This window comes from Vibrio sp. Vb1026 (assembly GCF_033338745.1).
GTDB lineage: Bacteria > Pseudomonadota > Gammaproteobacteria > Enterobacterales > Vibrionaceae > Vibrio > Vibrio alginolyticus.
This window is the reverse complement of the sequence record NZ_JAWOTH010000163.1, coordinates 1-1135: the sequence shown is the minus strand read 5'-3', so window position 1 is coordinate 1135 and position 1135 is coordinate 1. Positions and strand designations below refer to the sequence as shown.

Here is a 1135-nt window from a genome sequence, read left to right as displayed (position 1 = left end):
ATATAAGATTTTTTTCAGAGATTCTTTATATTTTATCTGAAAACCCTGCTCAAATAAAGATGATTAGGGATATTGCTTTATTTGATTATAAATTACCATGGAAAGGAAAGTCTGAAATATTTAACAGATTGGCTTGGCTTCAAGACTTAGGGCTAATTAAATATGAGGATTTTTCATATACTTATAGTATTACCGAATTGGGTGAAAAATTTTTAAATACGGTAGGTTATTTTAATTGTGAAGATATGGTAGTTGATGTAGATAGTACAACCAGTGAAACAAAGGTGCCTATATCGAAGTGGGCGTTAGAATTGTGTGAGTTGAATGAAGAGGAAAAGGCACAAAGAAAAAATGGAATAGGATATTTTCCTGGAAATGTACAGGTAATGCATGATACTGCCTATGCCTATTTGCAATTAATGGATAAGCCGATTGAAGTTGAGAAAATAATACAGTATTCTAAAGAAACTTATGGTATTAAAGAAAGCTCTGTTAATGCGACTCTCACGGCGTTATCAAATTTAGATTTTATTGAAAGAAAAACTAAAATACACTATCAAACAACCAATTTAGGGAGGAAGTTCCCTACTGAAAGCTTTGAGATAGATTTTGCCTGCTGTATTAATAAAAAATATAACTTTGTATTTGAAATATTGGGTGAACTATCTCAAGGAGAGTTAAGTTCCAAACAACTCGCTACACTTGGTCAAGTTTCTTATAATTTTTCGTATAAAGACTTAAGTGAACTGCGTAAAAGGTTACATATATTAAAAAATGCTAAATTAATCCAGGAAATAGGTATGGAGTTATTTGGATTGACGAAACGTGGAATGAATTTTTATGGATTAATAAAAGATTATATTTCGTTAAATTCAATTGAAAAAACTAAAGTTCAAGTTCCTTCTAATTTGAATGGAAATTCTAATTTTGTGGACAAATGTTTAAATAAAATAAGACTGGCCTCAAAAGAATCATCTGCACCTGAGAATTTTGAAAAAGCATTAAAAGATGGATTTAATCTATTAGGATTAAATGTTGAACATTTAGGTGGTTCTGGAAAAACTGATATTCTTCTACATGCACCAACAGCTCCTCAATTTGCCTACTCTGTAACAGTAGATGCGAAAACGACTTA

General features: G+C 30.7%; 1 protein-coding gene. It reads left to right on the top strand.

Annotation, left to right across the window (positions count from 1 at the left end):
- Positions 1 to 1135 (top strand): hypothetical protein (locus tag R7E47_RS25000; protein ID WP_318085477.1); only part of this gene is annotated, 1135 nt, incomplete at both ends.